This window comes from Erythrobacter sp. GH1-10, assembly GCF_045363165.1.
Taxonomy (GTDB): Bacteria; Pseudomonadota; Alphaproteobacteria; order Sphingomonadales; family Sphingomonadaceae; genus Erythrobacter.
Genome location: NZ_JBJFLP010000001.1, coordinates 1,111,105 through 1,127,218 on the forward strand (window position 1 = coordinate 1,111,105; position 16,114 = coordinate 1,127,218).

At 62.3% G+C, this 16,114-nt stretch carries 25 protein-coding genes and 1 tRNA gene; 8 read left to right on the top strand and 18 right to left on the bottom strand.

Annotation, left to right across the window (positions count from 1 at the left end; genetic code table 11):
• Positions 1–37 precede the first annotated feature (37 nt).
• Positions 38–2,251: an RNA degradosome polyphosphate kinase gene (locus ACI5KX_RS05445; protein ID WP_406811323.1), complete on the top strand. Its 2,214-nt coding sequence runs from the start codon at positions 38–40 to the stop codon at positions 2,249–2,251.
• A complete protein-coding gene (locus tag ACI5KX_RS05450; protein WP_406809664.1) occupies positions 2,248–3,819 on the top strand; it encodes a Ppx/GppA family phosphatase in 1,572 nt (523 codons plus the stop codon). Before ACI5KX_RS05445 ends, ACI5KX_RS05450 begins: the two co-directional genes overlap by 4 nt.
• A gap of 3 nt (positions 3,820–3,822) precedes the next feature.
• On the opposite strand, the gene ACI5KX_RS05455 is transcribed toward ACI5KX_RS05450, so the two are convergent.
• Positions 3,823–4,686, bottom strand: coding sequence for a queuosine precursor transporter (locus tag ACI5KX_RS05455; RefSeq protein WP_406811324.1), 864 nt, complete (start codon positions 4,684–4,686; stop codon positions 3,823–3,825).
• Positions 4,687–4,758: 72 nt separating this feature from the next.
• On the opposite strand from ACI5KX_RS05455, the gene ACI5KX_RS05460 reads away from it, so the two are divergent.
• The 3 genes from ACI5KX_RS05460 (at position 4,759) to ACI5KX_RS05470 (ending at position 5,742) form a co-directional block, all read left to right on the top strand.
• Positions 4,759–4,835, top strand: a tRNA-Arg gene (locus ACI5KX_RS05460).
• A gap of 115 nt (positions 4,836–4,950) precedes the next feature.
• A complete protein-coding gene (locus tag ACI5KX_RS05465; RefSeq protein WP_406809665.1) occupies positions 4,951–5,295 on the top strand; it encodes a hypothetical protein in 345 nt (114 codons plus the stop codon).
• 126 nt (positions 5,296–5,421) lie between these two features.
• On the top strand, positions 5,422–5,742 hold the full coding sequence (locus tag ACI5KX_RS05470) for a hypothetical protein (RefSeq protein WP_406809666.1): 321 nt from the start codon (positions 5,422–5,424) through the stop codon (positions 5,740–5,742).
• Positions 5,743–5,748: 6 nt separating this feature from the next.
• Here the strand turns inward: ACI5KX_RS05470 and ACI5KX_RS05475 are convergent, their stop codons facing one another.
• The 8 genes from ACI5KX_RS05475 to leuC all read right to left on the bottom strand — a co-directional run bounded on the left by ACI5KX_RS05475 (position 5,749) and on the right by leuC (position 11,211).
• Positions 5,749–6,537, bottom strand: a complete 789-nt coding sequence (locus ACI5KX_RS05475; RefSeq protein WP_406809667.1) for an NUDIX hydrolase — start codon at positions 6,535–6,537, stop codon at positions 5,749–5,751.
• 404 nt (positions 6,538–6,941) lie between these two features.
• On the bottom strand, positions 6,942–7,274 hold the full coding sequence (gene grxD, locus ACI5KX_RS05480; RefSeq protein ID WP_406809668.1) for a Grx4 family monothiol glutaredoxin: 333 nt from the start codon (positions 7,272–7,274) through the stop codon (positions 6,942–6,944).
• A gap of 39 nt (positions 7,275–7,313) precedes the next feature.
• Complete coding sequence (locus tag ACI5KX_RS05485) at positions 7,314–7,547, bottom strand: BolA/IbaG family iron-sulfur metabolism protein (protein WP_406809669.1); 234 nt, start codon at positions 7,545–7,547, stop codon at positions 7,314–7,316.
• Positions 7,548–7,551: 4 nt separating this feature from the next.
• Positions 7,552–7,875 carry a DUF1476 domain-containing protein gene (locus ACI5KX_RS05490; RefSeq protein WP_406809670.1) on the bottom strand — a complete coding sequence of 108 codons (324 nt, stop codon included), beginning with the start codon at positions 7,873–7,875 and terminating at the stop codon, positions 7,552–7,554.
• Positions 7,876–7,948: 73 nt separating this feature from the next.
• Positions 7,949–8,947 (bottom strand): NADPH:quinone oxidoreductase family protein, encoded by a 999-nt coding sequence (locus ACI5KX_RS05495; protein WP_406809671.1) that lies wholly within the window; start codon positions 8,945–8,947, stop codon positions 7,949–7,951.
• A 14-nt stretch (positions 8,948–8,961) separates the two neighbouring features.
• Positions 8,962–9,561 carry a 3-isopropylmalate dehydratase small subunit gene (gene leuD, locus ACI5KX_RS05500; RefSeq protein WP_406809672.1) on the bottom strand — a complete coding sequence of 200 codons (600 nt, stop codon included), beginning with the start codon at positions 9,559–9,561 and terminating at the stop codon, positions 8,962–8,964.
• A gap of 10 nt (positions 9,562–9,571) precedes the next feature.
• Positions 9,572–9,739, bottom strand: a complete 168-nt coding sequence (locus ACI5KX_RS05505) for an isopropylmalate isomerase (protein ID WP_406809673.1) — start codon at positions 9,737–9,739, stop codon at positions 9,572–9,574.
• 41 nt (positions 9,740–9,780) lie between these two features.
• Positions 9,781–11,211, bottom strand: coding sequence for a 3-isopropylmalate dehydratase large subunit (leuC, locus tag ACI5KX_RS05510; RefSeq protein WP_406809674.1), 1,431 nt, complete (start codon positions 11,209–11,211; stop codon positions 9,781–9,783).
• Between the two features lie 121 nt (positions 11,212–11,332).
• Between leuC and ACI5KX_RS05515 the strand changes: the two genes are divergently transcribed.
• The 3 genes from ACI5KX_RS05515 to ACI5KX_RS05525 all read left to right on the top strand — a co-directional run bounded on the left by ACI5KX_RS05515 (position 11,333) and on the right by ACI5KX_RS05525 (position 13,105).
• Positions 11,333–11,737 carry an acyl-CoA thioesterase gene (locus tag ACI5KX_RS05515; RefSeq protein WP_406809675.1) on the top strand — a complete coding sequence of 135 codons (405 nt, stop codon included), beginning with the start codon at positions 11,333–11,335 and terminating at the stop codon, positions 11,735–11,737.
• A gap of 76 nt (positions 11,738–11,813) precedes the next feature.
• Positions 11,814–12,611, top strand: coding sequence for a fatty acid desaturase (locus tag ACI5KX_RS05520; RefSeq protein ID WP_406809676.1), 798 nt, complete (start codon positions 11,814–11,816; stop codon positions 12,609–12,611).
• Positions 12,608–13,105: a sterol desaturase family protein gene (locus tag ACI5KX_RS05525; protein ID WP_406809677.1), complete on the top strand. Its 498-nt coding sequence runs from the start codon at positions 12,608–12,610 to the stop codon at positions 13,103–13,105. Before ACI5KX_RS05520 ends, ACI5KX_RS05525 begins: the two co-directional genes overlap by 4 nt.
• Here the strand turns inward: ACI5KX_RS05525 and ACI5KX_RS05530 are convergent, their stop codons facing one another.
• From ACI5KX_RS05530 to ACI5KX_RS05570, 9 genes are read right to left on the bottom strand one after another with little or no spacing between them, the layout of a single operon-like run.
• On the bottom strand, positions 13,106–13,453 hold the full coding sequence (locus ACI5KX_RS05530) for a YbaN family protein (RefSeq protein WP_406809678.1): 348 nt from the start codon (positions 13,451–13,453) through the stop codon (positions 13,106–13,108).
• Between the two features lie 13 nt (positions 13,454–13,466).
• Complete coding sequence (locus tag ACI5KX_RS05535) at positions 13,467–13,877, bottom strand: SufE family protein (RefSeq protein ID WP_406809679.1); 411 nt, start codon at positions 13,875–13,877, stop codon at positions 13,467–13,469.
• Between the two features lie 50 nt (positions 13,878–13,927).
• Positions 13,928–14,185 carry a hypothetical protein gene (locus tag ACI5KX_RS05540; protein WP_406809680.1) on the bottom strand — a complete coding sequence of 86 codons (258 nt, stop codon included), beginning with the start codon at positions 14,183–14,185 and terminating at the stop codon, positions 13,928–13,930.
• A complete protein-coding gene (locus ACI5KX_RS05545) occupies positions 14,182–14,511 on the bottom strand; it encodes a hypothetical protein (protein WP_406809681.1) in 330 nt (109 codons plus the stop codon). The genes ACI5KX_RS05540 and ACI5KX_RS05545 overlap by 4 nt, the downstream gene beginning before the upstream one ends.
• Positions 14,508–14,783: a hypothetical protein gene (locus tag ACI5KX_RS05550; protein WP_406809682.1), complete on the bottom strand. Its 276-nt coding sequence runs from the start codon at positions 14,781–14,783 to the stop codon at positions 14,508–14,510. The genes ACI5KX_RS05545 and ACI5KX_RS05550 overlap by 4 nt, the downstream gene beginning before the upstream one ends.
• A complete protein-coding gene (locus tag ACI5KX_RS05555; RefSeq protein ID WP_406809683.1) occupies positions 14,783–15,085 on the bottom strand; it encodes a hypothetical protein in 303 nt (100 codons plus the stop codon). Before ACI5KX_RS05555 ends, ACI5KX_RS05550 begins: the two co-directional genes overlap by 1 nt.
• A complete protein-coding gene (locus ACI5KX_RS05560) occupies positions 15,085–15,450 on the bottom strand; it encodes a hypothetical protein (RefSeq protein WP_406809684.1) in 366 nt (121 codons plus the stop codon). The genes ACI5KX_RS05555 and ACI5KX_RS05560 overlap by 1 nt, the downstream gene beginning before the upstream one ends.
• The gene (locus ACI5KX_RS05565) at positions 15,447–15,770 is read right to left on the bottom strand and encodes a hypothetical protein (RefSeq protein WP_406809685.1); all 324 of its coding nucleotides are present in this window, start codon (positions 15,768–15,770) and stop codon (positions 15,447–15,449) included. The genes ACI5KX_RS05560 and ACI5KX_RS05565 overlap by 4 nt, the downstream gene beginning before the upstream one ends.
• Positions 15,770–16,096, bottom strand: a complete 327-nt coding sequence (locus ACI5KX_RS05570) for a hypothetical protein (RefSeq protein ID WP_406809686.1) — start codon at positions 16,094–16,096, stop codon at positions 15,770–15,772. The genes ACI5KX_RS05565 and ACI5KX_RS05570 overlap by 1 nt, the downstream gene beginning before the upstream one ends.
• Between the last annotated feature and the right edge of the window lie 18 nt (positions 16,097–16,114).

Sequence of the window (16,114 nt, forward strand, 5' to 3'; positions counted from 1 at the left end):
GGCACCAAACGCTGACGAGGGGCAGAACGGGCAGGAAATGAGCGAGACGGCGATCAGCGAGAAGGTCACGACGGCCGCGCCCAGTGCTGCCTCGTCGCCTGCGGATGCGCCCGCCGCGCCTGAAGAGCTGTATTTCAACCGTGAGCTTTCGTGGCTTTCTTTCAACGAGCGGGTGCTGGCGGAGGCCTGCAACGAGCAATATCCGCTGCTCGAACGGCTGCGCTTCCTTTCGATTTCGGGCAGCAATCTCGATGAATTCATGATGATTCGCGTCGCCGGTCTGGTCGGGCAAGTGCAACGCGGCATCGCCAAGCCCTCGATCGACGGGCGAACGCCGACGCAGCAATTGTCCGCGATCCGCGAGAGGCTCGCCATGCTGACCGACTGGCAGCAGGATATCTGGCGCAACCTGCACGACCGCCTCGCCGAGAGCGGCATCCACATCGCCGATGAGCACCGCATCGACAAGGCGGCGCACAAGTGGCTCAAGTCGTTCTTCCTCGAAGAGATCGTGCCTGTCATCACCCCCCAGGCACTCGACCCGGCGCACCCGTTCCCCTTCGTCCAGAACGAAGGCATGGGCTTGCTCTTCACGCTCACGCGCGATGCGGACCAGGAACAGATCATGGAGATGATCCTGATCCCGAGCGCGCTCCCGCGCTTCGTCCGCGTGCCGAGCGACCGGGTGGCCGATGGCGAGACGATCTACATCTCGATTGCCAGCCTGATCCAGCGTTATGCGAAAAAGCTCTTTCCCGGCTTCACGATCGAGGGCGACGGCTTGTTCCGCGTGCTGCGCGACAGCGATATCGAGATCGAGGAAGAGGCCGAGGATCTTGTCCGCACCTTCCGCAGCGCGATCCAGCGGCGCAGGCGCGGGCAGGTGATCCAGCTCGAGCTCGAGGAGGATTTCGATCCCCAGGCGGAAGCGATCCTGCTCGAGCAATTGGGTGTCCACGAGGCCGCCGTGATCAAGACCGACGGAATGATCGGGATCGACGGGCTTGCCGAAATCGTCGAAGAAGACCGGCCCGACCTCAAATTCGATGCCTATTCGCCGCGCTACCCCGAGCGCATTCGCGAACACGATGGCGATGCTTTTGCCGCGATCCGCGAAAAGGACATCATCATCCACCACCCCTACGAAAGCTTTGAGGTGGTGGTCGATTTCATTCGTCAGGCGGCCGAGGATCCGGACGTCGTGGCGATCAAACAGACGCTGTATCGCGCAGGCTCGCAATCGGCGGTCATCAACGCGCTGATCGACGCCGCCGAGCGCGGCAAGTCGGTGACGGCGGTGGTCGAGCTCAAGGCCCGTTTCGACGAGGAGCAGAATCTCACCTGGGCAACCAAGCTGGAACGCGCCGGTGTGCAGGTGATCTACGGCTTCACCGACTGGAAGACCCACGCCAAGGTGGCGATGGTCGTGCGCCGCGAGGATGACGGCTTTCGCACCTATTGCCACTTCGGAACGGGCAATTACCACCCGGTCACCGCCAAGATCTACACCGATCTCAGTTTCTTCACCGCCGATCCCAAACTGTGCCGCGATGCGGCCAAGATGTTCAATTTCGTGACCGGCTATGTCGAGCCGGACTCGCTGGAACGGATATCGATCGCTCCGCTCAACCTGCGCGAGGAACTGTGTCGGCGGATCGACACGGAAATCGTCAATGCCGCGAAGGGCAAGCCCGCTGCGATCTGGATCAAGTGCAACCAGATCACCGACCAGGGCATGATCGACCGGCTTTACGCCGCAAGCGATGCAGGGGTGCAGGTAGAACTGGTGGTGCGCGGCATCTGCTGCCTGCGTCCCGGCGTAGCGGGGATGAGCGAGAACATCCGGGTCAAATCGATTATCGGACGTTTCCTCGAACACAGCCGCATCTACGCTTTCGCCAATGGCCGCGCTATGCCGGGCCCCGCCGCAGCGGTGTTCATCTCCTCCGCCGACCTGATGGGCCGCAACCTCGATCGCCGGGTTGAATCGCTGATCCCGATCCTCAATCGCACGGTGCACGATCAGGTGCTCCAGCAAGTTCTGCTCGCGAATATGCTCGACACCGAGCAAAGCTGGTGGCTGCACGCAGATGGCAGCTATTCGCGAGTCGAAGCTGTCGAAGAAGGTGGCTCGAAGCCTTTCAATTGTCACCGCTATTTCATGACCAACCCATCGCTTTCGGGGCGTGGCGGCGCGCTTGAGGCGGGCGGTGTGCCCAAGCTTTCGCTGCGCAAGGGGCGCGGCGGATGAGCTATCGCACGCGGCGATCCGAACGCGACGGAGCGTTCTCCGGCAACCAGCCGGGGCGCGCCATCATCGATATCGGTTCGAACACCGTGCGGCTCGTCGTCTACGGCGGCTCGATGCGGGCGCCGACGACATTGCTCAACGAAAAGGTAACCGCCCAACTGGGACGCGCCATCGCCAGCGAAGGCGTGCTCGCCGAAGAGGCAATCCAACTGGCCATGCGCGGCCTTAAACGGTTCGCGCTGCTGCTCGACGATCTCGGCGTGGTCGATATCGATTGTGTCGCCACCGCCGCCGTGCGCGAGGCGAGCAATGGCAAGGCGTTCGTGAAGCAATTACGTGCGCTCGGTTTCCAACCGAGGGTGCTTTCCGGCGAAGAGGAAGCCTGCGTAAGCGCGAACGGCGTCGCCGGCGCTTTCCCCGGCGCGACGGGGACCGTGGCCGACCTTGGCGGCGGCAGCCTCGAACTGGTGGGCATCGCAAAGGGTGAGCCGGGTGAAGCTATCTCGCTCCCGCTCGGCACGCTGCGCCTGCCCGAGTATCGCGACGACGACAAAGCCGATTCCGATATGCGCAAGGCGCTGACGAAGGCGCTCAAGAAAGGTGCCCCCGCGTTCGGAAAGTCGATCGGCAAGGGCGAACCGCTCTTCCTCGTCGGCGGAACCTGGCGGACCATGGCGGTCTTCGCCATGCAGGAGGAAGGGCATCCGCTGTCGGATCCTCACGGCTACCGGATCGATACGGACGGGGCGGAAAAGCTTGCCAAGACGCTCGCGTCGCAATCGGTCGAAGACCTACAGGCGCGCGATCGCATCTCCTCGATGCGCGCCGAAAAGCTGCCCGATGCAGCGGTTCTGTTGCAGGCTATGCTTGCGCGGATTGAGCCAAGCGAGCTCGTCTTTTCATCATGGGGTCTGCGCGAAGGGCTGCTTTACGATCGCTTGCCGCTGCATGGGAAATCGCAGGATCCGCTGCTTGCGGGCATCGGAGTCTTCGCGGCCCAGCGCGGCGCTCCGCCCACGCTTGCCGCTCGCATAGCGGGCTGGACGGTCGATGCTGCGCCTTCGCGCAAACACGGTTCGGAACGTATCCGGCTGGCAGCCACGATGCTCGCGCTCGCATCGATGCAGATCGAGCCCAACATCCGCCACCCGCAGGCAATCGAGTGGGCGCTGCACAAGCGCTGGATCGATGTCACCGACACTGAGCGTGCGATGATGGGCGCGGCGATCGCGGCCAACGGCAACAATCTCGATATGCCCGCGAACGTCACTGAACTGGCCAGCGAGGAAGCGCTCGAAGAAGCGATCTGCTGGGGCCTGGCGGTACGCCTCGCGCGCAGGATCGGGGCCAGATCGCGGCGTTCGCTCCAGGTCAGCCGCCTGACCGTGCGCGACGAAACGCTCGTCCTGCGGCTGGAAAAGAGCCACGAAGCGCTGTTCGGCATCCCCACTGAAAAGGACATCAGGCTGTTGTCGGGGCGGCTGGGGCTGGACTGGACGGTCGAGACCGTGCCCGATGGCGAGCTGCACAGCGATCCGGAATACGACGAGGAAGTCCCCGCGAAATAGGCGTCAGGCCAGCCCGCGCCTTTCTTTCGATGAGAAGGGCGAGAAATCGGTCTCCATGTCGTACAGGTCGACGCCCTCCGCCTTCTTGAGCCGCCCCACGACGAAGTATGTCACCGGCGTCAGCGCCGCTTCCCACAGCACTTTGAGCAGCCAGTTGGTGACCATAACCGTCACCACCGCTTCGGTGGTCCAGATGCCGTAGAAGGCTACGGGATAGAAGATCAGGCTGTCGACGCCTTGCCCGACGACGGTCGAGCCGATGGTGCGGGTCCATAGGGCCTTGCCCTTGGTCCAGACCTTCATCTTGGCCATCACATAGGAATTGACGAACTCGCCCGCCCAGAACGCCGTGATCGACGCCACCACGATCCGCCAGGTGCTGCCGAAAACCGACTCATACGTCTGCTGGCAGATCGAGCCGGGCACGGCGGCGGCATCACCCTTCATTTCCAGCGTTCCGCTGCCCGCGCATTCCCACCCGTCGAAGGCGGGCAGGCTGACCACCACATAGCTCATGAAAGCGAGGAAGATCATCGCCGCAAAGCCGGTCCAGATCACCCGCCGCGCGCGGGCGAAGCCGTATATCTCGGTCAAGACGTCGCCGATGACGTAGCCGAGCGGGAAGAACAATATGCCCGCGCCGTAGATGAACACGCCGTCCGCGGCGGGCCACCAGCCCTGCGGCCACCAGCTGACCTCGACGAATGTCAGCTTGGCCGCGCCGATGATGTTCGACAGCAGCAGGATCGCGACAAACGCCGCCATGACGAAATCGTAATACCGGAAGGTCACCGGAGCATGGCTGGTCGCCTGGATGCCGTCATCGGGGTCCTCGTCGAACGCGGCGGCTGGATCGGTGTTTTCCATAAGACGCGCCTCTAGCGCGATTCCCATTGCGCACAAAGCACGCTATTGCACCGGCAGTTCCACACGGAGCGCGCGCCCGTAGCTCATCTGGATAGAGCGCGAGACTTCTAATCTTGAGGCAGCAGGTTCGAGTCCTGCCGGGCGCGCCAATCGATTTATCGCGGCTGATGCACGCCTCGGTCGCATACCGGCTTCCGGAGTCTGCCAACGTTCAGGTTCCAACCAGCACCTTGCTTGTCCCCGACCAATCGAAGGAGACAGCACATGAAGCTCAGCACCTCGATCACCCTTGCCATTGCAGCGCTCGCGGCGCCGGTTGCGGCAAGCGCGCATCCGATCATCGTCGAGCGCGACCGCGGGATGCCGATCGCACCCAATAACGACAGCAATTCGTGGTGGCTCGATTACAAGACCGACATCAGCGAGGCCGAACGCGAACTCGAAAGCGACCTGCGACGTGCGACCGACCGCGAGGATGTGCGCGATGCATGGGAGGAATACCATCGCGAGATCGCCGATGCGAAGCACGATTACCGCAAGGAAATGCGCGAGCGCGGCTATCGCGTGGCCAGTTTCCGCGAGAACCGGCGCTGGATGGCCAGGCGCTGAAATGTGCGCAGAAGGGCAGGAACGCCGTTTGCCCCTCCAATCGCATCATGTTAGCCCGGCGGTGCAACATGACGCAGCCTGGAAAGGGGACGGGCAATTCGCAAATCACTGTTTCTGCTTGCCGCGGTGGCATTGCCTTCCGCGGCGTATGCCGCACCGAAGATCGAAACCAAGTGGGACGATCGCTGCAACGACAATCGCTATACTTTGGCGATCAAGGCTCGCAATGACGAGAATTTCGCGGTCGACATGCGGCTATGTTTGTTGAGCAAGAACGGCCGATGGACCTGCTGGGTTTCATCGAACGTCGGGCCGGGGCAGTGGGCACCCAACAGCTGGCGCTATTATATCTGCGGTGCCGATGGCGAGTATTTCTGGTCTACGCGTCGCGCAGGACAGACTTCGACGAGATTCGATGATCCGCCGGGATATCAGCGCGGCTACTAGGCCGATTCAGCCTCTCGCAACCGTTTCGAGCAATTCGGACGTTACCGGATAGCCGGCGTCCTCTAGGATCGTCAGCATCGGCTTGCCGCCGCTGGTATCGACCTGCGGCACGATCGTGCGCACAGGGATCGCCTCGGCCTGCGCGCGTGCCTCGGCGAAAGAACCGAACAGCGCGAGGCGTTCGAGGTTCCGGCGGGTGGGGAAGATCAGTTTGATCTCGCCGCGTTCCGCCATGTCGAGCGCGCCCTGCGCGGTGGTCCAGAACAGCCGTGTGTTCTCGGTCGCGTCGACTTCGATCTCGACCGCGCCGGTGCCGAGGTTGGCGAGATAGAACCGCGTGTCGTAGACGCGGGGGATCCGCTCGTTCTTGGGAAACCAGCGGGCGAAGGGCACGATCTGATCGAGGTCGAGGCTCCAGCCGAACGCTTCGAGCACCGGTGCCAGTGCGCCTTCCCTTTCGAGCAGTGCGCGCGCTTCCGCTGCGCTTTCGGCGGTGATGTCACCCGACAGGCCAAGAGCCAGCCCGGTTTCCTCAAGCGTCTCGCGCACGGCGGCGACCTGATGCGCGGCCTCGTCCGGTGTCATCGCATCGGCAAATTCGCCTGCAACTTTCTGTCCCAGCTCGAAATCCGCCGGATCCACCCGGCCACCGGGAAAGACCGCCATCCCGCCCGCGAACACCATGTCGCGCGAGCGCACTGTCATCAGCACTTCGGGCGGACCGCCCGAGGTTGCGTTGCGGAAAATGACGATGGTTGCGGCGGGAATCCCTTCGCGGGCGGGTTCACTAGACATAGGGCAATGTGATGCCGCTTGGGCGAGCGCTTGCCAAGTGGGTTTCGAGTTGAAACTGCTGGTCTGTGCCCTGTCGGGCTACTTTACACCTTTGGAAGTTTTTACGTTCCATAAACCATCGAACCCCTTGGATTTGCTGAATTCCGGCAGTTTGGCACGGGTAGTGCATCGCATTGGGCAGCCCAAGTGGTCTTCGAAACGAGGTTTGGCCTTCCTGGTCTCTGGGTCCGACCTCCCCGTAATAAAGAACCGCCCTGCCTTGGTCAGCAGGGCGGTTTCTTTTTGGGTGTCTCATTTTTCGCATCCGGTCCGGGGTGCGATTTCTTGGCTCATGCGATCTGAAGGTCGCATCGCAGCAAGCGGGCGGTCGCCCTTGCCGCTTCTGCACAGCCGATTGCCCGAAATTAGCTCTCCGCTTTGGCGACGCCCTGTTCATCGAGCATCTGTTGCAATTCGCCGGCTTCGAACATTTCCATCATGATGTCGCTGCCGCCGACGAACTCGCCTTTGACGTAGAGTTGCGGGATCGTCGGCCAATCGGAATAGCTCTTGATCCCCTGACGGATTTCCATGTCCTGCAGCACGTCGACGCTCTCGTAAGCAATGCCGCAATGGTCGAGGATCGCGACTGCGCGGCTCGAAAAACCGCATTGCGGGAACAGCGGGGTGCCCTTCATGAACAGGACGACATCGTTGTCGCCGACGAGGGTGGAAATACGGGTGTTGGTGTCAGCCATGATTTGTGCGGCCTTTGGTATGATTCATCTGCTGGAGAGTTACGTGGGAACCACGGTGGTGACTTGCAAGGCGTGCAGTTCGCCGCCCATGCGCCCGCCGAGCGCAGCATAGACCAGCTTGTGCTGCTGGACGCGGTTCTTGCCAGCGAATTGCGGCGCTTCGACCCGGACGGCCCAGTGATCGTCGTCACCGGCCAGATCGGTCAGTTCGACCACCGCGCCGGGCAGTGCCTCGGCGATGGCGGATTCGATATCGGCTCGCGACATCGGCATCGGATTAGCTGTCGCTCATGAATTGGCGCTTGGCCTCGATGTTCATCTCTTCGAGCTTTGCGCGAATGTCGGCTTCGGACACGTCGCACTCGGAAGCGGTGAGGTCGCCGAGCAGCTTGCGGATCACGTCTTCATCGCCCGCTTCCTCGAAATCGGCCTGCACGACCGCTTTCTTGTAGGCTTCGGTTTCCTCCGGGGTGAGGCCCATCAGGCCCGCAGCCCATTCGCCGAGCAACCGGTTGCGGCGTGCGGCGACCTTGAAAGCGGTCTCTTCGTCCATGGCGAACTTGGCTTCTTCAGCGCGTTCGCGATCCTTGAAATCGGTCATCTATGTCCCTCCGAAAATGCTACCCTCGAAATAGGGTCCGGGTGCGCGCCGGGCAACCCGACATGCGAGCAATTTAATCCATGGTGACGACGAGTTTGCCGACGGCCTGGCGGTTTTCGAGCTTGGCGATGGCATCGCCGGCGCGTTCGAGCGGGAAGGTTTCCGACACCAGCGGATCGATCTTTCCCGCTTTCATCAGGTCGAACAGCTCGACGACCTGCTCGCGGAACTTCACCGGCTCGCGCGCGGTGAAGGCGCCCCAGAAGACGCCGCAGATGTCGCAGCTCTTGAGCAAGGTGAGGTTGAGCGGCATCTTCGCGATCCCGGCGGGGAAACCGACCACGAGGAAGCGACCCTCCCAAGCAATCGAGCGCAGCGCGGGTTCGGAATACTGCCCGCCAACGATGTCGTAGACGATGTTCGCGCCTTCGGGGCCGCACGCGGCCTTGAAGGCGTTGGCGAGTTCTTTCGAGGCGGCTTTGTCCATCTCGCCCTTGGGATAGATCACGACGTCGTCCGCGCCCGCCTGCTTGGCAACCTCACCCTTTTCCTCGCTCGAGACGGCCGCAATGACGCGTGCGCCGAACGCCTTGGCGAGTTCCACGGCAGACAGGCCAACGCCGCCTGCCGCGCCGAGGATCAGGACGGTATCGCCTTCCTTGATGTGGCCGCGGTCCTTGAGACCGTGGATCGTCGTGCCGTAGGTCATGAGCAGCGATGCGGCCTTTTCGAACGGGACGCCGTCGGGGATCGGGAACATCCGGCCTGCGGGCACGATCACCTTCTCGGCGAGCCCGCCATTGCCGATACCGGCCATCACACGGTCGCCGACCTTGAAGTCCTCGACGCCTTCGCCGACCGCCTCGATCACGCCGGCAAGCTCGCCGCCCGGGGCAAAAGGGCGCGGCGGCTTGAACTGGTAGAGGTCGCGGATGATCAGCGTGTCGGGATAGTTGATCGCGCAGGCTTTCACCGCGACCAGCACTTCGCCCTTGCCGGGGGTTGGGGTCTCGACCTCGTCGAGCGTGAGGGTTTCGGGGCCGCCGACTTCGTGGCTGCGGAGGGCTTTCATGGCTGGATTCTCCCTTAGATTGCTGTGCCTTGGGCAAGCCAGCCTCGTGCACCGGCGCGGGCTTGCTCGAATTTTCCGATCGCCGCTTCGCTTTCGAGCGTGAGCGACACTTCGTCGAGACCGTTCAGCAGGCAGTGCTTGCGGAACGGATCGATATCGAAGGTGAAGCGGTCCTGGAACGGCGTGGTCACCGTCTGGTTCTCTAGATCGACGGTGATCTTATGGCCTTCGCGCGCGACCTCCATCAGCCGGTCGACCGCCTCCTGCGGCAGCACCACCGGGAGAATGCCGTTCTTCACGGCATTGCCCGAATGGATGTCGGAGAAGCTCGGCGCGATCACCACCCTTATGCCGAGATCGAGCATCGCCCAGGCGGCGTGTTCACGGCTCGATCCGCAGCCGTAGTTGTCGCCTGCCAGCAGGATCGGTGCGCCCTTGTAAGCAGGGTCATCGAAAACGTTGTCCGGGTCCTGCCGGATGGTTTCGAATGCGCCTTCGCCCAGGCCTTCTCGCGAAATGGTCTTGAGCCATTTGGCCGGGATAATGATGTCGGTGTCGACATTCTTCGCGCCGAAAGGGATGGCGCGGCCGGTGACCTGCGAGAGCGCTTCCATGCCGTACCCCTCAGTCGGTCTCGGGCGGCTCGACGGAAGGGATGGTTCCGGTCAAGCCGTTCTCGTCCGCCTTCTTCTTGAACCGCTTGCCAGCATAGAGCAGCGCAGCCGCAATCGCAGCGGAGCCGATGGTCGCGGCTGCGCCGATGGCGGCCTTCTTCTTGGTGTCTTTGGTCATAATCTCTCAATGCGCTCGGTAGAGCGCCGTTTCAAGGGAAGTCAGGTAAACTCGCGCACATCTGCGAGCCGCCCCGCGACTGCCGCCGCCGCGGCCATGGCGGGGGAGACGAGGTGGGTGCGCGCGCCGGGGCCCTGACGGCCGACGAAATTGCGGTTGCTGGTCGAAGCGCAGCGTTCGCCCGGCGGGACCTTGTCGGGGTTCATACCGAGGCAAGCCGAGCAGCCCGGCTCGCGCCATTCGAATCCGGCCTCGAGGAAGATACGATCGAGGCCTTCTTCTTCGGCCTGCCGTTTGACCAGCCCCGACCCCGGGACGACGATTGCCCAGCGGACATTGTCGGCTTTCTTGCGGCCTTCGAGCACCTTGGCAGCAGCGCGCAGGTCTTCGATCCGGCTGTTGGTGCAGCTGCCGATGAAGATGTTCTCGACTGGGATGTCGGTCATCTTCATGCCCGCTGTCAGGCCCATGTAATCGAGGCTTTTCTGTGCGGCGGTGCGCTTGCTCGGATCGGCAAAGCTGTCGGGCGAGGGAACGGTGCCGCCGATCGGCACGACATCTTCGGGGCTGGTCCCCCAGGTCACGGACGGCTGCACTTCGGAGGCGTCGATCGCCACCGACTTTGCGAACTCCGCGCCCGGATCGCTGTGCAGCGTCTTCCAATAGGCAACCGCGCGATCCCAATCGTCTCCCTTGGGCGCCATCGGGCGGCCCTTGAGATAGGCGAACACGGTTTCATCGGGCGCGATCAGGCCGGCGCGCGCTCCTGCCTCGATGCTCATGTTGCAAACGGTCAGACGCTGCTCGACGCTCATCTGCTCGAACACAGTGCCGCGGTACTCGATCACGTATCCGCTACCGCCCGCCGCGCCGATTACGCCGATGATGTGGAGGATCAGGTCCTTTGCCGTAACGCCGGGGCCGAACTCGCCTTCGACCCGGACCTCCATCGGCTTCGAGCGCTGCAGAAGCAGCGTCTGCGTGGCCAAAACGTGCTCGACCTCGCTGGTGCCGATCCCGAAGGCAAGCGCGCCGAGGCCGCCGTGGCTGGCAGTGTGCGAGTCGCCGCATACGATGGTGGTTCCGGGAAGCGAGAAGCCCTGCTCGGGACCTACGACATGGACGATCCCCTGCTCGGCGTCTGCATCGCCGATGTAGCGGATGCCGAAATCGGGCGCGTTCTTTTCCAGCATCGCGAGCTGTTGCGCACTCTGCGGATCGGCGATGGGAATCTTGCCGCCCGACGCATCGCGGCGCGCGGTGGTCGGCAGGTTGTGATCGGGCACCGCTAGCGTCAGTTCGGGTCGGCGCACCGGGCGACCCGCCATCCGCAGCGCCTCGAATGCCTGCGGGCTGGTGACTTCATGGACGAGATGCCGGTCGATATAGATTATCGCGGTCCCGTCCTCGCGGGTTTCAACGACGTGATCCTCCCAGATCTTTTCGTAAAGTGTGCGGGGTCTGCTGGCCATGGCGAGAAAGTGTTCCTTTGCCGAGCCGATTAGCGGCCTTGGGGCAACACTGGCAAGCCGATGGTGAAAAGACCTGCATTTCGTCATGGAAACGTAAGCACTTTGCGCCTAACTTACACTCATGTCAGCAACGAATCCGTTCCGTCACCCGATCAAGGTCGTTCCCGAAGACATCGATTTCATGGGGCATGTGAACAATGCGCGGTATCTGAACTGGGTTCAGGACGCGGTGCTGGCACACTGGAACAAGCTCGCTCCGGCAGAGGAAGTTGCCAGCAAGGCGTGGGTCGCGCTCAAACACGAGATTACCTATCGCAAGCCCGCCTTCCTCGAGGACGACGTGATCGCCAACACCGTGCTCGAACGTTTCAAAGGGCCGCGCGCTTTCTATCGCACCGTGATCCAGCGCGGCGAGGAAGTGCTGGCCGAAGTGCAATCGAGCTGGTGCTGCATCGATGCGGAAACGCTGCGCCCGGCAAAGATCGGCGAGCATCTGCGCGAGTTCTTTTTTCCCGACAGCGAATAGGTCTGCGCCGGTTGGAGCGCAAAACCTTTCACGCTATACGCAACCGAACCGATGGTTCGAGCGTTCTTTGCCTGAAATGACACCGCACTTCTCGCTTCCCGGCCGCCACGCGCAGGCCTCGATCGGCCTTGCGCTCGCCGCGCTGATCGCGGGCGGCTGGTTGGGTATCCACGCTTACGCCATGTTCGTGTTCGAACTGACATGGGCCAACCTGCCCCTGGCGCTGGCAATGGCGGTGGTGCAATGCTGGCTTTCGGTCGGGGTGTTCATCGTCTGCCACGATGCGATGCATGGCAGCCTTGTACCCGGAAAGCCGCGGGCGAATTCCGCGATCGGGACAATCCTGCTGTTCCTCTATGCGGGCTTTGCCTGGAGGAAGCTGCGCGACGCGCATTTCACCCATCACAAGCTTGCCGGGCATGAAGGCGATCCCGACTTCGACGAAAACAATCCGCGGGATTTCGCGCGCTGGTACGCGACCTTCTTCAAGCGCTATTTCGGCTGGCAGTCGCTGCTCTACGTGCACACCGTGGTCGGGATCTATTGGCTGGTGATCGGCATTCCGATGGTTCAGATCGTGTTGCTCTACGGCGCACCCGCGCTACTGTCTTCGCTCCAACTGTTCTACTTCGGTACATTCCGCCCGCATCGCCATCTCGATGATGGGCACGAGCAGGAATTCATCGACCGGCACAACACGCGGAGCGATGAATTCGCGACTCTGGCCAGCCTCGCAAGCTGTTTTCACTTCGGATACCACCTCGAACACCACCGCCGACCCGACGTGCCGTGGTGGGCCTTGCCCGCCGCCAAACGCGCCGGAGTGGGCGAAGCGGTTGAACCGCGCGCGCAAGAGAGTAAAATCACGGCATGACTTGGTTCGAAGCCGTAGCAATCGTTGTCGCCGCCGTGGTGTTCATGGAGTGGTGGGCGTGGTTTGCGCACAAATACATCATGCACGGCTTCGGCTGGGCGTGGCACCGCGACCATCACGAGCCACATGACAACACCTTCGAGCGCAACGACCTGTTCGCAGTCGTATTCGGCACCATAAACGCTGCGATGTACATCTTCGGTTCGCTCTATTGGGAATGGCTGTGGTGGGCGGCGGTCGGCATCTCAATCTATGGCGTCATCTACACGCTCGTCCACGACGGCCTCGTCCATCAGCGCTACTTCCGATGGGTCCCCAAGAAGGGCTATGCCAAGCGGCTGGTGCAAGCGCACAAGCTGCACCACGCGACCATTGGCAAGGAAGGCGGGGTCAGCTTCGGCTTTGTACTCGCGCGCGATCCGCAGAAGCTCAAGGCTGAACTGAAAGCCCAGCGCGAATCGGGCTTGGCGGTCGTCAGGGACGCGCAGATCTGATCACTCGTTGCGGGTCCAGATCCAGCCGCCCGCGATGACGAGTATGGCTATCGAAACAAGGTAATACGGCCAGCCGAGCGTGTACCACGTGAAGCCGATACCCATCGTCATGGCGGCGATGGCGATAAGCTTCGTCTTGCGGCTGATTGCGCGGCGTTCCTGCCAATCTCGGACCTGTGGGCCGAAATAGTGATGGTCGAGGATACGCTGTTCCAGCCGGGGATTGCTGCGGGCAAAACAGAACACCGCAACGATCAGGAAGGGGACGGTGGGCATCAGCGGCAGAACCGCGCCCGTCACGGCTAGCGCCAGCGCGATCGCACCTCCTACAAAGTAAAGCGGGCGCATACGGCCGAGCCCTCTATTCTGTGGCTGCGATCCGCGTGGCATGTTCCTTCACCAGCGCGATCATGTTGGGCACCCCCTGTGTGCGGTTGCTCGAAAGCTGGTTCTGGAGATCAAAGGGTTCAAGCGCGGCTCTGACGTCCATTGCCGCAACTTCGCTTGCGGGCTTGTCCTGAACCGCAGAAATGACGAGCGCGACGATCCCCTTGGTGATCGCGGCGTTGCTGTCGGCGAGGAAGTGCAGCGTGTCATCGCTTGTCGTGGGGTACACCCACACCGCCGCCGAGCATCCGCGCACCAGCGTCGCATCGGTCTTGAGCGCATCGGGCATATCCTCGAGCTCGCGGCCTAGCTCGATCAGCAGGCGATAGCGTTCGTCGCCTTCGAGGAATTCATATTCTTCGAGAATGTCGGAGAGGGTTCGCATGACGCGCTATGTAGGGGCAGCGCGCGTCATGTCCAGCGGGGGAAGGCGGGTTAAAGCTCCACCCCGCTGGCGATAGCTTCGAGCTTCTTGATGCGCTCTTTGAGGTCAGCCATTTCGATCCGCGCCGCACCAACGCCCGCGCCGCCTTCGATTTCAGGTGCGGCTGCATTGGAGGAAGCCTGTCCTCCGCGCTCCAGCTGCTCGCGCTTCAACTCAAGCCAGCCCTGCCATGCCTTCAGCAGGGCATAGGCGACGACGCTGAGGCCAACGAGGCAGGTCGCGGCGATAACAAATACGGGGTCCATCATTCGCTCATTTCCTCCCTATCTTTCGAGGAACGCCGCGCGATATCGCCGCGCAAGCTTTCGATTTCCTGGGCGATCCGCTGCGCCTTGCGCGCCTCGGAACTGTTTTCATCGGTTGCGATCCGTTCGAGCACCTGCACGCGTTCGCGCAATTCCTTGAGTTCGGCAGAGTCGATTTCGTCCTGGTCGGCGCTCGGATCGAGATCGCTGCCGACGTGGTTGATCCGCTCGATCAACGCGTGGTTCTCGCGCCGCAGCCGCTGCACACGGCCGCGCTCGTAGATCCACAGGACTACAAAAACGATCAAGGCGATGCTCATCCAGCTCATTGCGAAGCGTTCTCCAGCCGGTCCTGCTGCTGCGGAGCGCTGCGCAGGGCTTCGATCTCATCGGCGAGGCCGATCGACTGATCGGTTGCGATCCGTTCGAGCACGCGAACGCGTTCCTCGAGCTGGTCCGGATTGGCTTCACCCGAGCCCGTATAGCGCTGATCCGCTTTCCTACGGCGCAGGATGAAGAACATGCCTGCGCCACCGGCGACGAGCGCAAGCCCCGCCATCTGCAGCGCGTCCATGACGAGGGGAGTATCCGCTCCGAACATCAGGCGCGCTCCTTCGATTTCTCGTGCGAGATGGCACGGTCGCGCAGCGCCTCGATCTCGTCGGCCAACAGTTGGCCGCGATCGGTGGCGAGGCGTTCGAGCACGCGCAGACGATCTTCGATCATCTCGGTGCGGTCGGCGATCGCATTCACCTGGGTGCTATTGGCATTTCTTGCCGCACCGATCCCGGCTTGCGAGCGCTTGTAGTCGAGCACCTTCGATACGATGCCGTTCACGCTTAGCCCGACGATCGAAAGCAGGATGATCGAGCCGATTACGGCAATAAGCAGGTCCATATCCATCAGGCACTCCCTTCATCTTGCCGGTGCTCGAGCGAACGCTCGCGCAGCTTGTCGATTTCGCTGCCGAGGTGGTAGCCGCTATCTGTCACGATCCGTTCGACATTGGCGAGCCGGTCCTTGACCGAGCCGAGTTCGGCGCGCAGCTCGGCATTCTCCTGGGTGAGCAGGGTGACGCGTTGCTTGGCTTCGTTATCGGTGCTGGGTTTCAGCGACTGGCCCCACATCCCTTCGAGCGGGTAGCCGTGCTTTATCTTCAGCCGCGTGGTGTGGATCCAACCGGCAATCCCTGCGGCGCCGAGCGCCAGGCCGCCGCCGACGATCCACGGGAGGTGCGGGGCAAGATTGGCTGCTGCATCGATGCTCATGCTTTTTCCTTCGTTTCAATGTCGAGAGGGGTACCGGTGTCACGGGCGGGCTTGTCGCGCAGCGCCTCGATTTCATCGGCCAGCGAATATCCGCGGTCGGTCACGATCTTCTCGAGCACCACCATGCGGTCCTGCATGGCGTCGAGCTTGTCGTGCAATTCGCGGTTCTCGGCTTTCAGCTGCTTCACCTTCTTTTCGTCGGAGCGCTTCGATTTGCCGCCCCACTCGTCTTCAAGGTCGTATCCGTATTTCGCCCGGATCCAGTTATTGATGATCCAGCCGCCGGTGCTGATCGCGACAATCGCAATGATCCAGTCCATCACACGCGCTCCTTGTTGTCGACGTCCAACTGGACGCCGCTGTCGCGGTCTTCGACTTCGCGGGTGTCGCGCAGCGCCTCGATCTGGGTGGCGATGTCGTAGCCGCGATCGGTGACGATGCGTTCGAGCACCTGCACGCGGTCTTCGAGCTTCTGCACCTGGCTCGAATACTGTGCGGCCTTTTCGGCGGTAGCCTTGGCAGTCGTGTCGATCTGCATCTCGGCGATCTTCTGTTTGTGCTTGGTCCACACGCTCGTGATGGCGATGCCGCAGCCCATGATGATCGCGACGATTGGAATGAACACTCCGATTATGCCCGGATCCATCTCACTTTCCTCCCTAAT

Excerpts from the sequence above, each read along its gene's own strand:
- ACI5KX_RS05475 (WP_406809667.1), bottom strand. The coding sequence starts at position 6,537 with ATGTCTAGTGAACCCGCCCGCGAAGGGATTCCCGCCGCAACCATCGTC.
- ACI5KX_RS05555 (WP_406809683.1), bottom strand. The coding sequence starts at position 15,085 with ATGGATATGGACCTGCTTATTGCCGTAATCGGCTCGATCATCCTGCTT.
- ACI5KX_RS05545 (WP_406809681.1), bottom strand. The coding sequence starts at position 14,511 with ATGAGCTGGATGAGCATCGCCTTGATCGTTTTTGTAGTCCTGTGGATC.
- leuC (WP_406809674.1), bottom strand. The coding sequence starts at position 11,211 with ATGGCCAGCAGACCCCGCACACTTTACGAAAAGATCTGGGAGGATCAC.
- grxD (WP_406809668.1), bottom strand. The coding sequence starts at position 7,274 with ATGGCTGACACCAACACCCGTATTTCCACCCTCGTCGGCGACAACGAT.
- ACI5KX_RS05515 (WP_406809675.1), top strand. The coding sequence starts at position 11,333 with ATGTCAGCAACGAATCCGTTCCGTCACCCGATCAAGGTCGTTCCCGAA.
- ACI5KX_RS05570 (WP_406809686.1), bottom strand. The coding sequence starts at position 16,096 with ATGGATCCGGGCATAATCGGAGTGTTCATTCCAATCGTCGCGATCATC.
- ACI5KX_RS05525 (WP_406809677.1), top strand. The coding sequence starts at position 12,608 with ATGACTTGGTTCGAAGCCGTAGCAATCGTTGTCGCCGCCGTGGTGTTC.
- ACI5KX_RS05565 (WP_406809685.1), bottom strand. The coding sequence starts at position 15,770 with ATGGACTGGATCATTGCGATTGTCGCGATCAGCACCGGCGGCTGGATC.
- ACI5KX_RS05540 (WP_406809680.1), bottom strand. The coding sequence starts at position 14,185 with ATGATGGACCCCGTATTTGTTATCGCCGCGACCTGCCTCGTTGGCCTC.
- ACI5KX_RS05550 (WP_406809682.1), bottom strand. The coding sequence starts at position 14,783 with ATGTTCGGAGCGGATACTCCCCTCGTCATGGACGCGCTGCAGATGGCG.
- ACI5KX_RS05490 (WP_406809670.1), bottom strand. The coding sequence starts at position 7,875 with ATGACCGATTTCAAGGATCGCGAACGCGCTGAAGAAGCCAAGTTCGCC.
- ACI5KX_RS05465 (WP_406809665.1), top strand. The coding sequence starts at position 4,951 with ATGAAGCTCAGCACCTCGATCACCCTTGCCATTGCAGCGCTCGCGGCG.
- ACI5KX_RS05495 (WP_406809671.1), bottom strand. The coding sequence starts at position 8,947 with ATGAAAGCCCTCCGCAGCCACGAAGTCGGCGGCCCCGAAACCCTCACG.
- ACI5KX_RS05520 (WP_406809676.1), top strand. The coding sequence starts at position 11,814 with ATGACACCGCACTTCTCGCTTCCCGGCCGCCACGCGCAGGCCTCGATC.
- ACI5KX_RS05455 (WP_406811324.1), bottom strand. The coding sequence starts at position 4,686 with ATGGAAAACACCGATCCAGCCGCCGCGTTCGACGAGGACCCCGATGAC.
- ACI5KX_RS05535 (WP_406809679.1), bottom strand. The coding sequence starts at position 13,877 with ATGCGAACCCTCTCCGACATTCTCGAAGAATATGAATTCCTCGAAGGC.
- ACI5KX_RS05485 (WP_406809669.1), bottom strand. The coding sequence starts at position 7,547 with ATGCCGATGTCGCGAGCCGATATCGAATCCGCCATCGCCGAGGCACTG.
- ACI5KX_RS05450 (WP_406809664.1), top strand. The coding sequence starts at position 2,248 with ATGAGCTATCGCACGCGGCGATCCGAACGCGACGGAGCGTTCTCCGGC.
- ACI5KX_RS05560 (WP_406809684.1), bottom strand. The coding sequence starts at position 15,450 with ATGAGCATCGATGCAGCAGCCAATCTTGCCCCGCACCTCCCGTGGATC.
- leuD (WP_406809672.1), bottom strand. The coding sequence starts at position 9,561 with ATGGAAGCGCTCTCGCAGGTCACCGGCCGCGCCATCCCTTTCGGCGCG.
- ACI5KX_RS05445 (WP_406811323.1), top strand. The coding sequence starts at position 38 with ATGAGCGAGACGGCGATCAGCGAGAAGGTCACGACGGCCGCGCCCAGT.
- ACI5KX_RS05505 (WP_406809673.1), bottom strand. The coding sequence starts at position 9,739 with ATGACCAAAGACACCAAGAAGAAGGCCGCCATCGGCGCAGCCGCGACC.
- ACI5KX_RS05530 (WP_406809678.1), bottom strand. The coding sequence starts at position 13,453 with ATGCGCCCGCTTTACTTTGTAGGAGGTGCGATCGCGCTGGCGCTAGCC.